This is a genomic window from Sphingopyxis sp. (assembly GCF_050916055.1).
In the GTDB taxonomy this organism is placed as follows: Bacteria; Pseudomonadota; Alphaproteobacteria; order Sphingomonadales; family Sphingomonadaceae; genus Sphingopyxis.
This window is the reverse complement of record NZ_CP051527.1, coordinates 2,745,417-2,757,947: the sequence shown is the minus strand read 5'-3', so window position 1 is coordinate 2,757,947 and position 12,531 is coordinate 2,745,417. Positions and strand designations below refer to the sequence as shown.

Annotated in this window: 11 protein-coding genes and 3 pseudogenes; 3 read left to right on the top strand and 11 right to left on the bottom strand. The window is 61.7% G+C overall.

Translation table 11 applies throughout. From position 1 onward, the window contains the following. The first annotated feature begins 14 nt into the window (after window positions 1-14). Window positions 15-584, top strand: coding sequence for a type 1 glutamine amidotransferase domain-containing protein (locus HEQ22_RS13430; protein ID WP_432768386.1), 570 nt, complete (start codon window positions 15-17; stop codon window positions 582-584). Window positions 585-841: 257 nt separating this feature from the next. On the opposite strand, the gene HEQ22_RS13425 is transcribed toward HEQ22_RS13430, so the two are convergent. From HEQ22_RS13425 to HEQ22_RS13410, 4 genes are all read right to left on the bottom strand, one after another. Continuing rightward, a complete protein-coding gene (locus HEQ22_RS13425; RefSeq protein WP_432768385.1) occupies window positions 842-3,502 on the bottom strand; it encodes an excinuclease ABC subunit A in 2,661 nt (886 codons plus the stop codon). Window positions 3,503-3,890: 388 nt separating this feature from the next. After that, window positions 3,891-5,000, bottom strand: a complete 1,110-nt coding sequence (locus HEQ22_RS13420) for an S-(hydroxymethyl)glutathione dehydrogenase/class III alcohol dehydrogenase (protein ID WP_432768384.1) — start codon at window positions 4,998-5,000, stop codon at window positions 3,891-3,893. Window positions 5,001-5,294: 294 nt separating this feature from the next. After that, complete coding sequence (locus tag HEQ22_RS13415; RefSeq protein ID WP_432768383.1) at window positions 5,295-5,513, bottom strand: metal/formaldehyde-sensitive transcriptional repressor; 219 nt, start codon at window positions 5,511-5,513, stop codon at window positions 5,295-5,297. 358 nt (window positions 5,514-5,871) lie between these two features. After that, window positions 5,872-6,861 (bottom strand): zinc-dependent alcohol dehydrogenase family protein, encoded by a 990-nt coding sequence (locus HEQ22_RS13410; protein ID WP_293704801.1) that lies wholly within the window; start codon window positions 6,859-6,861, stop codon window positions 5,872-5,874. Window positions 6,862-6,999: 138 nt separating this feature from the next. Between HEQ22_RS13410 and HEQ22_RS13405 the strand changes: the two genes are divergently transcribed. Further along, a complete protein-coding gene (locus tag HEQ22_RS13405) occupies window positions 7,000-7,578 on the top strand; it encodes a TetR/AcrR family transcriptional regulator (RefSeq protein ID WP_432768382.1) in 579 nt (192 codons plus the stop codon). 151 nt (window positions 7,579-7,729) lie between these two features. Here the strand turns inward: HEQ22_RS13405 and HEQ22_RS13400 are convergent. The 4 genes and pseudogenes from HEQ22_RS13400 to HEQ22_RS13385 form a co-directional block, all read right to left on the bottom strand. Continuing rightward, a pseudogene (locus HEQ22_RS13400) lies at window positions 7,730-7,969 on the bottom strand (DDE-type integrase/transposase/recombinase); the annotation flags it as partial. Window positions 7,970-7,983: 14 nt separating this feature from the next. Further along, window positions 7,984-8,193, bottom strand: a complete 210-nt coding sequence (locus HEQ22_RS13395) for a hypothetical protein (RefSeq protein ID WP_432768381.1) — start codon at window positions 8,191-8,193, stop codon at window positions 7,984-7,986. A gap of 32 nt (window positions 8,194-8,225) precedes the next feature. Continuing rightward, on the bottom strand, window positions 8,226-8,546 hold the full coding sequence (locus HEQ22_RS13390) for an HWE histidine kinase domain-containing protein (RefSeq protein WP_432768380.1): 321 nt from the start codon (window positions 8,544-8,546) through the stop codon (window positions 8,226-8,228). A 121-nt stretch (window positions 8,547-8,667) separates the two neighbouring features. Beyond that, complete coding sequence (locus HEQ22_RS13385; RefSeq protein ID WP_432768379.1) at window positions 8,668-9,390, bottom strand: PAS domain-containing protein; 723 nt, start codon at window positions 9,388-9,390, stop codon at window positions 8,668-8,670. Between the two features lie 202 nt (window positions 9,391-9,592). Between HEQ22_RS13385 and HEQ22_RS13380 the strand changes: the two genes are divergently transcribed. Then, window positions 9,593-9,745 carry a hypothetical protein gene (locus tag HEQ22_RS13380; RefSeq protein WP_293704036.1) on the top strand — a complete coding sequence of 51 codons (153 nt, stop codon included), beginning with the start codon at window positions 9,593-9,595 and terminating at the stop codon, window positions 9,743-9,745. 292 nt (window positions 9,746-10,037) lie between these two features. On the opposite strand, the pseudogene HEQ22_RS13375 reads toward HEQ22_RS13380, so the two are convergent. From HEQ22_RS13375 to HEQ22_RS13365, 3 genes and pseudogenes are all read right to left on the bottom strand, one after another. After that, a pseudogene (locus HEQ22_RS13375) lies at window positions 10,038-10,564 on the bottom strand (IS5 family transposase); the annotation flags it as partial. Between the two features lie 726 nt (window positions 10,565-11,290). Beyond that, window positions 11,291-11,707 carry a hypothetical protein gene (locus HEQ22_RS13370; RefSeq protein ID WP_432768378.1) on the bottom strand — a complete coding sequence of 139 codons (417 nt, stop codon included), beginning with the start codon at window positions 11,705-11,707 and terminating at the stop codon, window positions 11,291-11,293. Window positions 11,708-11,717: 10 nt separating this feature from the next. After that, window positions 11,718-12,499, bottom strand: a pseudogene (locus tag HEQ22_RS13365) (IS5 family transposase). Window positions 12,500-12,531: the final 32 nt, after the last annotated feature.

Below are 12,531 nucleotides of genomic sequence, written 5' to 3'. Positions count from 1 at the left end.
ATAGGAAATTAATTATGACCCTAGAAGGCAAATCAGTCGCCATTCTGATCGCACCCCGCGGGACCGAAGAACCAGAATTCTCGAAGCCCAGGCAAGCTGTCGAGGACGCGGGTGGCAAAGTGACCGTAGTCAGTTTCGAACCGGGCAAGGCTCGCACAGTCAATAGCGATCTCGACGAGGGCGGCAGCTATACGATCGACAAGACGTTTTCCGAGGTCAAAGCCGACGATTTCGACGGACTTGTTGTGCCCGGAGGGACTGTCGGTGCCGACAAGCTGCGCGGCAGCGCCGAGGCAATTGGTTTCATCCGGGCTTTCTTCGATCAGAAGAAACCCGTTGCAGCCATATGCCATGCACCTTGGACATTGATCGAGGCGGGCGTGCTTGAGGGTCGCAACTTGACGTCCTACCCGACGCTGAAGGTCGATATCGAGAACGCCGGCGGTACATGGACCAATGAGGAAGTCGTGGTCGACAACGGCCTTGTTACCAGCCGCGATCCCAATGATTTGCCCGCCTTCTGTGCCAAACTCGTCGAGGAAATCGCAGAAGGTGCGGGCGCATCGCTCGCAGCAGGGAATTAAGGCGGGCCGTCTCGACGAAACCATGTGAGGGCCCTCTCCCTGGAGAAGGTCCTCACTAAGCGAGCGTGGCGGATGGCCAGCGATTGGCCGTCCGCCACGCCGCGTATCACCCGAACAGGGCGCATCTGACGGGCACTCAAACCCTGAGCCGCGTCAACCGCGGTGACACATCGCCGGCTCCCGCTTCCAGATTCGACCCATTCCAGCGTGTGGTTGAGATGCACCTGATCGAACGTGCGTTCGGCCAGATTTACGACCTACAGCGCCGCCTTGAGATAGCGGGCGGTGAGACTGCCTTCCGCTTCCGCAACCACGCCAGGGACGCCGCTGGCAACGATACGGCCCCCATCTTCCCCGGCCCCCGGTCCCAGGTCGATGATCCAGTCCGCCTGCGTGACGGCGCGCATGTCATGTTCGACGACTACGACGGTATTGCCGGCGTCTACTAGGCCCTGCAGGTGTTGCATCAGCCGGTCGCTATCGGAGGGATGAAGCCCCGAAGTTGGCTCGTCGAGGATGTAGATCGTGTTGCCACGTTGAGCGCGTTGCAGTTCAGTCGCCAGCTTGATGCGCTGCGCCTCCCCGCCAGACAGCTCGGTCGCCGGCTGACCGAGCCTCAGATAGCCAAGCCCGATCTCCCGCAACACGTCGAGGGAGCGCATCACAGATGCCTCGCCAGCGAAGAAATCGCATGCATCGTCGACCGTCAGTTCGAGCACCTGGGCGATATTGCGCCCGTTCCATTCGACTTCGAGCGTTTGCGGGTTGTAGCGAGAGCCATGACAGGTCGAGCACGGCGCAAAAACGCTCGGCAGGAAGAGCAGCTCCACCATGACGTATCCCTCGCCTTCGCAAACAGGGCAGCGGCCTTGCGCGACGTTGAACGAGAACCTGCCCGGGCTATAGTGTCGCCGGCGGGCGAGCGGCGTCTCAGCGAAGATCCTTCGCACATGGTCGAACATGCCGCTGTAGGTGGATAGGTTCGAGCGCGGCGTGCGGCCGATCGGTTTCTGATCGACCCGCACCAGCCTGCGAAAATGGTCCATGCCCGCGACAATGCGTCCTTCAGTATCGTTCTGAGCAACATCGAGCAGCGGATCGATATCCTGCTCCTCGGCGACCGGGGAGCCGCCGAGGTGTTCCGTGACGAGTTCGGGCAGCGCCTGACTGACGAGACTGGATTTGCCCGATCCCGAAACGCCGGTGACAGCAGTGAAGCAACCAATGGGAAACTCGACGTCGAGACCATGGAGATTGTTCCGCCTGATCCCTTCAAGGCGTAGCCATGCCTTGGGATCGCGCGGTGTGCGCTCACTGCGGAGCGGCTCTGCGAACAGGTAGCGGCGGGTGATCGAAGTCTCGACGTCGGCGAGCCCCTCTATCGGCCCGCTGTAGAGGACTTCACCGCCCTTTTCCCCGGCTCCTGGCCCGACATCGACGAGCCATTCCGCGCGGCGGATCACGTCGAGATCATGTTCGACGACGAACAGAGAGTTGCCCGCCGCCTTGAGACGCTCGAGGATGGTGAGCAAGGCTTCGCCATCTGCCGGGTGCAACCCTGCCGAAGGCTCGTCGAGCACATAGACCACGCCGAAAAGCTGTGACGACAATTGCGTGGCAAGCCGCAAGCGCTGCAGCTCTCCGGAGGAGAGCGTCGGCGTGCTGCGGTCGAGCGAAATGTAGCCAAGGCCAAGATCGATCAGCGGCTCGAGACGCTCGATCAATTCGCAGGCAAGGCGTTGGGCGGCGATCCGCTTTTCGTCGGAGAGGTTGGGCGTGCGGCGCACGTCGGGCGCGCTCTTGTGCGCAGAGCCGCCCGCGGCAACCCGTTGTTCGACCGCTGCATCGCGGGCCGCTTTTTCCAGAACATGGCCCTTTGAGGCGGCGAAGGTCGATCCATATTCGCCACGCGCGACGGGCGTGAGCAAGTCCTTCAGCTTGAGCACCGTCAGGTCGCCGAACTCGGCGATGTCGAGGCCCGCGAACTTCACGGACAGGGCTTCGCGCTTCAGGCGCTTGCCGTCGCAGGTCGGGCAATCGCGGCCGATGATATATTGCGAGACGCGCTTCTTCATCAGCGCGCTTTTCGTGTTGGCGAAGGTTTCCAGCACATAGCGGCGCGCGCCGGTGAAGGTGCCCTGGTAGCTCGGCTCCAGGCGGCGCTTGAGCGCCGCCCGGGTCTGTTCGGGCGTCAGGCCCGCATAGACCGGCACCGTCGGCGCCTCTTCGGTGAAAAGGATCCAGTCGCGATCCTTTTTCGGCAGCTCGCGCCACGGCGTATCGACGTCATAGCCGAGCGAAACGAGGATATCGCGCAGGTTCTGCCCATGCCACGCCGTTGGCCAGGCGGCGATCGCCCGGTCGCGAATGGTGAGGCTGGCGTCAGGAACCATGGTCTCTTCGGTCGCGTCATAGACGCGGCCGATGCCGTGGCAGGTCGCGCAGGCCCCCGCGACCGTGTTGGGGGAGAAATCCTCCGCATAGAGCATGGGTTGATGGCGCGGATATTCGCCGACGCGGGAATAGAGCATCCGCACCAGACTGGAGAGCGTCGTCACGCTGCCGACCGAGGATCGCGCGTTAGCCGAGCCGCGCTGTTGCTGCAACGCGACCGCAGGCGGCAATCCGTCGATCGCGTCGACCTCCGGCACGCCGGCCTGGTCGATCAGGCGACGGGCATAAGGCGCAACCGATTCCAGATAACGCCGCTGGGCTTCGGCATAAAGGGTGCCGAACGCGAGCGATGACTTGCCCGAGCCCGATATGCCGGTGAACACCACGAAGGCGTCGCGCGGCACATCGACGTCGACATTTTTGAGATTGTTCTGGCGCGCGCCGCGAACCTGCACGCAGGCGGGCGGCCCCGCATGCCCATGATCGGTGGCCGGCGTCGTCGCGTGTATATCCTTGTCCTTCAATTCAGTCTTCCTGCCATATCCGCCCGTGCGGCCCGTGTTCATTACGGTCGGGTAAAAGATGAATGCATTTTCTACTCAATACATCCAACGGCCAGGCTGGCCTGATGTTCGGCACCTTTGAAATATTTTCCAGCATTAGACAAAGGTTGCGACAAAACCATTTTCCCCATGGGGTCGCGCGACGAGGCCACACACACTCCGCCGGTAAGCACCTGGGCCAGGCGGCCCTCGTCCGTGCCGCTATCGGCATGTAACGACCGCACGGCGCTTTTACCGCATCGCGACGCGTTGCCCATTTGCCAGAGCGCGCGTCATCATGGCCGGGGTCGGCCCATGATGACGGCCGAGTTGTCGATCCGAGCGCCTCGCGCCACTTCGGATCGGCGGGTCAGTAGTGAATGACCGTGCGGATCGACTTGCCTTCGTGCATCAGTTCGAAGGCCTCGTTGATCTCCTCCAAACCCATCGTGTGGGTAACGAACGGGGCCAGATCGATATCGCCTCTCATCGCGTCCTCGACCATGCCGGGGAGCTGTGTCCGTCCCTTGACGCCGCCGAAAGCGGACCCCTTCCATACGCGCCCCGTGACGAGCTGGAATGGGCGGGTGGAGATTTCCTCGCCCGCGCGGGCAACGCCAATCACGATCGACTGACCCCAGCCACGGTGCGCTGATTCAAGCGCGGCGCGCATCACTTGGACGTTGCCGATACACTCGAAAGTATGATCGATGCCCCAGCCCGTCATTTCGATCAGCACCTGCTGGATGGGCTTGTCGTGGTCCTTGGGGTTGATGCACTCGGTCGCACCGAACTGGCGTGCCAGCTCGAACTTGGACGGATTGGTGTCGATGGCGATTATGCGACCCGCCTTCGCCTGGCGAGCACCCTGAATCGCCGCGAGGCCGATGCCGCCCAGGCCGAACACGGCGACCGAGTCTCCAGGCTGGACCTTGGCGGTATTGTGGACTGCGCCGATGCCGGTCGTGACGCCGCAGCCCAGCAGGCAGACATGTTCGGGGTTAGCCTCGGGATTGATCTTGGCGAGCGAGACATCGGCGACGACAGTATATTCACTGAAGGTTGAACAGCCCATGTAATGATAGAGGGGCTGGCCATTGTACGAAAAGCGGGTGGTGCCATCGGGCATCAAGCCCTTGCCCTGCGTTTCGCGGACAGCGACGCACAGGTTGGTCTTGCCCGACACGCAGAAGTCGCACTTGCCGCACTCGGCGGTGTAGAGCGGAATCACGTGATCGCCCGGCCTGACGCTGGTGACGCCTTCACCGACCTCGACAACAATGCCCGCGCCCTCGTGGCCTAGAACCACCGGGAAAACGCCCTCCGGATCACTGCCCGCCAGCGTGTACGCGTCGGTGTGGCACACACCGGTGTGCGTCACCCGGATGAGCACTTCACCCTTCCGGGGTGGGGCGACATCGATCTCGACGATTTCGAGTGGCTTGCCCGGCTCGAAGGCTACAGCGGCGCGAGATTTCATGTTGGGGTACCCTCGTTGATGGAACTTGATTGCCGGCGCGAGGTCCTTGCGTGATCGTAGATTTACAGACGTTCGCATACTGGCAGGGAGTATATTTATGATACTCCCTGCCAGTATACAAGAGGTGTCCCGTTGAGGATCTCGACCAAGGGAGCATCCAGCGGCTGGCTTCGCTTCGCAGACCTCCCTCGGGGTCCGGACCGCCCAAGTCTGCGCTCTGGGCCGGTTGGCTGGATACGAGGTTTTTGCTCTGACTGCGGGAGAGCACGGGCAAGAAGAAGATCGCTGAAATCGTTACTTAAGATATGTACGCAGAATCTTCATTACGCCCTCCACGTCGTCCTCGTGATCGCTGCCCTCGCTTTTCACGGCCGGATCTGCACCGGCGCCGAATGTTTCCCTAAGGTGACTCTCCATCACTTCCGCCATCAGTCCATTTGTCGCGCCTCGCATGGCGACAATCTGCTGCAGCAGGGGAGTGCAATCGGCCCCGGCTTCGATCGCGCGTTCCAAAGCGTCCGCCTGGCCCTTAATACGCCGCAAGCGTGTAATGGCTCGCTTCTTGTCCTCTGATGAATGTGGCATCGCGCTTTCCCGAGAAATCGCTTCAGCATACTATACAGGGGGGGAGTTTCAATCCTGTCCAGAGACTGGCGCTTCTGTAATCAGGCGAAGTTCCCCGGCCAATCTCCAAATTCGCCCCACGATCGGGCAGGCATAGCCGCCATGTTACCCTGAGACAGGTCTGGCACGCGGAGGAGGAGCGGTCATGCTCTTAAGCCTGCGCCACAAGCAACGACGGCCTGGGCGCTTTGGGTCCGATCCTGTGTCTGGGAGGGGGAGCCATCGCTTGCTCCCCCAGGTTTGCCGGTCAGACCGTAACGACGACCTTGCCGATCTGGTCGTTCGATTCGAGGAAGCGGTGCGCGTCCTGGATGGCGTCGAGCGGGAAAGTGCGCGCGATCCGCGGCTTGAGCGCGCCCGATTCCAGACCCGCCACGATGAACGCCTTGGCGCGATCAAGGGCGGCGTCGTCCGAGACGATCTCGCTGTAGAGATAACCCTTGAGCGTGAGGCTCTTGCCCAGCACGGAGAACAACGGGAACGGCGTCGGCTCGCCGCTGAGCGCGCCATATTCGAGCAGGATGCCGCCGCGCGCCATGCTCGCGGTCAGCGGCTCGAACGACGGGCCTCCGACCGGGTCGAGCACCACGCGCGCACCTGCACCATCGGTTATCTCCATCACCCTCGCCACCAGATCCTCTTCCTCGGTCGCGACGACATGATGTGCACCGGCATCAAGCAGGGCCTGGCGCTTGGCGCCGGTACGCGTCGTCGCGATTACCGTCGCGCCGACCATCCGCGCAATCTGGAAGGCAGCAAGGCCGACGCTGCTGGAAGCAGCGGTGACGATGACGAAATCGCCCTGGCCGAGCTTCGCCTGCTCCACCAGCGCGCCCCAAGCGGTGACATACTGCATCCACACGGCCGCCGCTTCCTCGAACGACAGCGCCACCGGATGCTTGACGACGAGGCGGGCGGGCACGTTGGCGACCTCGCCATAGGTGCCCCAGCGCGCGATATCGAGCGGGGGGATGACGCTGACGGCTTCGCCTTCCGCAAACCCGGTCAAGTCCGCGCCGACCTTAAGGACGGTGCCGGCAGCCTCATAGCCAAGGCGGCTCGGGAACTCGGCTTCCTGAAGGTAGGCATGGTTGCGGAACATCACCTCGGCGCGGTTTATGCCTATCGCCTTGACCGCGATCTGCACCTCGTCGGCCGCGGGCGCGGGCACTGCCAAATCTTCAATCTTGAGGACACTGGCGTCGCCATATTCGTGGATTCGAACGATGCGGCTCATGGGACATTCCTTGATTATTGAGCGATCGTTCTGTATCGATGTCAGCGACGAGGTTCAAGCTATTATTTATCGATCATTCCATATCAGGCGCCAGAAATGACAGAGACGAAAGCACGTCGCGGCGCAGGTCGCCCTCGCGTGTTCGACACTAACGCAGCGCTCGACAAGGCGGTACGGCTGTTCTGGCAGCGCGGCTACGAGGCGACTTCGATGGCCGATCTGGTGGCAGAGACTGGCGTCGCCGCCGCCAGTCTCTATGCGGCGTTTGGCAACAAGGCGGGGCTGTTCGCGGCGGTGATCGAGCGCTATGCCGCGACGTTCAGCGTCCACCTCTATGCCCCCATCAACGACCCGGCGTTGTCCACCTTCGAGGCCGTCAAAGACCTGCTGGAGCGAGCGGCGTCATCGTTCTCGGAGCCTGGAACGCCGGCCGGCTGCTTCATGTATTCGGCAGCGACAGCCGTGTCGCCGGCGTCCGCCGCCATCGAATGCCTGCTGCGCGACAAGCGTATCGCGGCGGAGGCCCTCCTGATCGAGCGTCTGCATCGCGGCGCCGCGCAGGGCGAGCTTGCGGCCGATGCCGATCCGGCCGTCCTAGGCAAATTCATCAATACGGTCATGGAAGGCATGTCCGTTCAAGCGCGCGACGGCGCTACGATTAACGAACTGCTCTCGATCGCCAAAATGGCACTCGATCGATGGCCGGCTGCGGTGTAATCGTCCAGGCGAGATCGTCCTCGGTGTTCTTGCAACAAGCCTCTGTCGATCTGCAGCAAAGCCCACTGCGAGCCCAGTCCGTATGTCCGGATTGACCTGATCGCGCCAGCTCCCGCTCAAAGAAAATGCCCGCGCCCGGTTGAAAGGGCTTTTCTACAACATCCGTGTAGGTCGGCTTTCCCGACCTGCTGAAGTCCGGCGTGACGCGGTTGAAGTAGGCCCAGTGGTCGAGCGCCCGCGAGATAAATTCCGGACCATTATCCACCCTGATCTTGGCAGGCGGACTGCCGCGCTCGAACAGCAGGCGGTCCATGACATCGACCACCTGTTCACCCTTGATCCCCTGATCGACGTGGATCGCCAGGCACTCGCGGGTATAGGCATCGACGACATCTCCAGCTTAAATCAGCTTCGATTTTGCCAGATCCTTCTCATTCTCGCAGGAAGCATTTTCCGGGACAGGGTCACTGTCGGACCGTCATGCTCGCCCCAACAGAAGAACAGGTGACGCTTGCCCTGCCGCTGCTTGATCGACCATTCGATCGCGACCCTGCCTTCCGGCACCGACAGCGCCCCGTATTTGATGGCGTTGGTCGCCAATTCGTGCAGCGCCATTGCCAGCGCCAAGGTGATCTCCGGGGAGAGCCTTACATGGGGACCGGAGGCGTGAAGCGATCGGCATCCCGGTCCTTGAACGGGAGCAGGGCTCTATCCACGATATCACCGATCGCCGCGCCTTCGACCTCATCCTGGATCAACAGCTCCTGCGCGGCTCCCAGATTGGGGATGCGAGCGGACACCGTGATCGCGGCGTCATCCAGTGAAGTCGCCTGCCTGATGGTCTGGCTGACGACGGCATTGACGGTCGCTAGCGTGTTCTTGACCCGGTGCGTAAGCTCACGCGCGAGAACGGCGCGGTGTTCTTCGGCAAATTTACGCTGCGAAATGTCGGTCGAAAAGCCCGTCATGGCGAGCGGCGTGCCGTCTGCACGGTGCTGAAGCTCCCCCTGGACTGAAACACCAGAGGGCGTCAGGATGCGATATTCTATGTGATAGGGTTCGTTGCTCGATCGTACGTCCGACCGCCGCCTACATTGCGGGCAGGTCCTCGGGATGGATCGCCGCCAGCAGCTCCTGATAGGTGAACGGCTCGCCCAACGGTCGCCCGAACACCCGCTTGCAGCCCGACGACGCGGTCAACAAACACTCGGGCAGATCAAGCGTCCAGGTGGCAAGTGCGCCGGACTTCAACGCCATGCGCAACCGGGCATTGTGCGAGGCCAGGTCTGCATCCCGCTGCGCCACCTCGGCCGCCAGTGCCTCGCGGTCCTGTTCCAGTTGCAGAACGCGGTGCCGCTCTACCGTCACGTCGATCTGCGAGGCGACGAAATAACGCAAGCTACCGTTCTCACAGAACACCGGCCCGACCATCAGCCGGTTCCAAAAAGGCGTCCCGTCACGCCGATGATTGAGAAGATCCAGCTCGACCGGCTCACGCTGCTCGATCGCATCCCTCAGTCGAGCCACGTCGTCGGGATCGGTCAACGGCCCCTGCATGAAACGGCGGTTGCGACCCGCTACCTCGACGGCCGGGAAGCCGGTCAGCTTCTCGAAGGCGGCGTTGACGTAAATGGGCGGGCAATCGGGAAGCGTCGGATCGCTGACGACCATCGCGACCGGCGTCATCTTGAAGCCGGACTGCATAGGATCGCAGGCATTCAGCCTGGCCGCATAGGCGTCGATCGCCGCCTGAACCTCGGGCGGCGGCGTGAACGGTCGAATAGGTGCAGGGTCTAGCGGTTCTCGGTCCAAAGCGTGAACACACTATCTCTTCGCCGGATAACGGCAATCAACACGATCAAGTCCGGCCCGCGGCCTTGATCCGGGCCGATGCCGCGACACGATCGGCTATCTTCAGCGTAAGCGTACGGCCTCCCGCGTGTTGCGGCATTCAGGCTCGGCGCTGATGGACCTCCGCTAATGAGTCCCTTTCTGGACTCCAGAAGGAGGCCAAGTGAAGGATCGGGTGGAGATCATCGCGCGCACCGAACGGCGCAGGAAGTTTTCGGATGCCGAGAAGGTGGCGATCCTCGCCGAGGCGGATGCAGACGGCGTATCGGTCCGTCAGGTCACTGAGCGCTATGAGATTGCCGTGAGCTTGATCTAAAATTGGCGGTCGGCGCGCCGCCAGGCAGCAGCCATTGCCAGTGAGGCGCTTGAGTTCATTCCCTACGGCGCGATCATAACGACGGAACCCGCAGCTGCGCCAGCGGTGCCTGAATGTGAAGCAGCGTTGGAGTGGGACCCGCTCTGACGGGAGGTAATGCATTGATTTCTATCCTTATACTGGCGCATGCCGGGGTCCCGATCGGCGCCGATCGGGACCCCGGTCAAAACCAACTTTTTACGGCAATTCAAAATGATAGATCGTGAAGTAGGAGGGGCCCGTTCCAGCGCCGATCCACACCCTTGTCCGCGAGCAGCGCCGTGGGTGTGGCGACGGGGATCGCCATCAGCGGTTCGGCAGCGGTGTAGTCGGAAGCCTCGCCGCCGGTCAGGATGAAGCCGACAGGCAGTCCCTGATTGTCGCAACGGGCGTGGATCTTGCTCGTAAAGCCGCCGCGTGATCGACCAAGAGCGTTCGCACAAGCCCCCCTTTTCCGCCCGCTGCCGAGACGTGGCCGCGAACGCTGGTGCTGTCGATCATGTGTTGCCAGTCGTCGGTCAGACCCAGGTCGACCAGTGTTTGCAGCAGGGCATCCCAGACACCTTGTTCGGCCCAGCGACGGAAGCGCACATAGACGGAGTTCCACTTGCCGTATCGCTCATGCATGTCGCGCCAGGGACAGCCGACCCGCAGCACGTGAAGCATTCCATTGAGGAAAAGCCGGTTATCGCCCGCCGGCCGCGCCCAACGACCGCGCTCTGGCGGCAGCAGCGGCCCGATCAGGTCCCACTCCGCATCCGACAAATCCCCGCGACCCATGACTGCTCCTCAAAAAGCAGTCTTGAATCAGAACAAGGCCGATTTGGGAATCCCTTTTGTCAACACAGCCTAGTTTACGCAGACCGGCACCCTAATTATATTCATGGGACCTCCACCCGGGCTCGCGATATGACGAGTTTGCCAGACGGTACGGGTACACTTGCCTTTTTTACGGTTGTTGCTTGTCGGTTGCTCCCTAGGCGGAGGCGTTGAATTGGCCGAATTATTCACGGGTTTGCGTGGGGGGCATATCCCTTGCTTTTCCATCATTTCACGATAGCGCCTACCCTGCTCAGCAGCCCAAGCATCGGCGCTGGTTTTCCCTTCAGTCAAAAGCCGCCGATTATATTGCGCACTGAGGCGAGCCTTGTCTGCTGCGGGAATAGCAGAGGATGAGCAACGAGGGGCATCTTCAGCAGATACAGGCAGCGACCAAAGCGAGGCTGCCATAGCTGTGGCGGCAATAAAAATACCTAGCACGGCAACCTCCTGATCCTATCATAATCAATCTTGGGACATTGATCTTACATGAATGAAGCAGCACGAGCTGTAACGGAAGCTGCACAGAGGGCTGACCGCTTTTTGGAAGTCAATCAAGGATAGTGGTCGCCCCCGCGCCGCCAATGCTGGCCCCGGGCAACTACGGCGCATGGAGGCTGTACACGAATGCTTCCTCTATCATCAGCAGCCGGCTCGTTCTTACGCTAGGTAGACAGTCCGGCGTTATCATCGAGACAACGCCTGCTGTTGGGCCAGGATCTCCGCAGCGTCACGGCGAGCGCGCGCCAGCCGTGCATCAACTTCCCGATCACCGCTCTCAAGATCAGTGACCGCTCCGGGCCGACGACTGAACAAAGCATGACAATAGCTCCGAACCTGACCAGCCAAGCCGACAGCCTGATCAACAAGTTCGTCTGCAGGTAGATCGTAAAGGGGATCAGGGAAAGGCATGGAGGCAAGCTCTGCCTCAATACCGGCGTCGATAACCTCGACGATAAGGGCATGACTCCAACCGCTTGCCATCGCGCGCGCAGCAAATCGATTAGCGGCGTCCTCTGCTACCAATTCCTCGACAGGGTAACCCTGACGTATGCATATCTGCAGAGATTCACCCAAACGCCCGACTGCGTTGCCCTCCGCCACGAAATCAGCCCTAGGCTGCGTTGACAAAAGACTTCAACCATAGTCGGACGGCGGCGAGGTTGAGGAAGCTCTCGAAGGACAGGACGGATTTGTCGTAACGGGTGGCGATGCGGCGCTGTTGCTTGAGCTTGCCGAACATGCGCTCGATGCGGTTGCGATCCCTGTAGCGCCGATAGTCGGGATGATCGGGCGCCTTGCGGTTCGAGCGCGGCGGGATGATCGGCAAGATGCCCTGGATCAGCAGGCTTTCGCGGAAGCGATCACCGTCATAGCCCTTATCGGCGAGCAGCGCCTTGGGCTTGGCGACCGGGATTTTCATCAACGGTTCGGCGGCGGCGTAATCCGATGCTTCGCCGCCGGTCAGGAGGAAACCGAGAGGGCGTCCCTGATTGTCCGAGCGGGCGTGGACCTTGCACGTAAAGCCGCCGCGTGATCGACCAAAAGCGTTCGCAGCATCCCCCCTTTTCCGCCCACAGCCGAGACATGGCCGCGAACCGTGGTGCTGTCGATCATGTGCTGCCAGTCGTCGGTCAGCCCCAGATCGACCAGCGTTTGCAGCAGGGCATCCCAGACCCCTTGTTCGGCCCAGCGCCGGAACCGGACATAGACCGAGTTCCACTTGCCATAGCGCTCGTGCATGTCGCGCCACGGGCAGCCGACCCGCAGCACATGAAGCATCCCGTTCAGGAATCGTCGGTTATCGCCCGCCGGACGCGCCCAGCGTCCCCGCTCAGACGGCAACAGCGGCCCGATCAGCGCCCACTCCGCATCCGACAAATCCCCGCGACCCATGACTGCTCCCCAAAAAGCAGCTCTGAATCAGA

What these genes read in the sequence shown, in the direction of transcription:
- HEQ22_RS13430 (WP_432768386.1), top strand. Translation starts at nt 15, where the DNA reads ATGACCCTAGAAGGCAAATCAGTCGCCATTCTGATCGCACCCCGCGGG.
- HEQ22_RS13420 (WP_432768384.1), bottom strand. Translation starts at nt 5,000, where the DNA reads ATGAAATCTCGCGCCGCTGTAGCCTTCGAGCCGGGCAAGCCACTCGAA.
- HEQ22_RS13410 (WP_293704801.1), bottom strand. Translation starts at nt 6,861, where the DNA reads ATGAGCCGCATCGTTCGAATCCACGAATATGGCGACGCCAGTGTCCTC.
- HEQ22_RS13395 (WP_432768381.1), bottom strand. Translation starts at nt 8,193, where the DNA reads ATGGCGCTGCACGAATTGGCGACCAACGCCATCAAATACGGGGCGCTG.
- HEQ22_RS13390 (WP_432768380.1), bottom strand. Translation starts at nt 8,546, where the DNA reads ATGACGGGCTTTTCGACCGACATTTCGCAGCGTAAATTTGCCGAAGAA.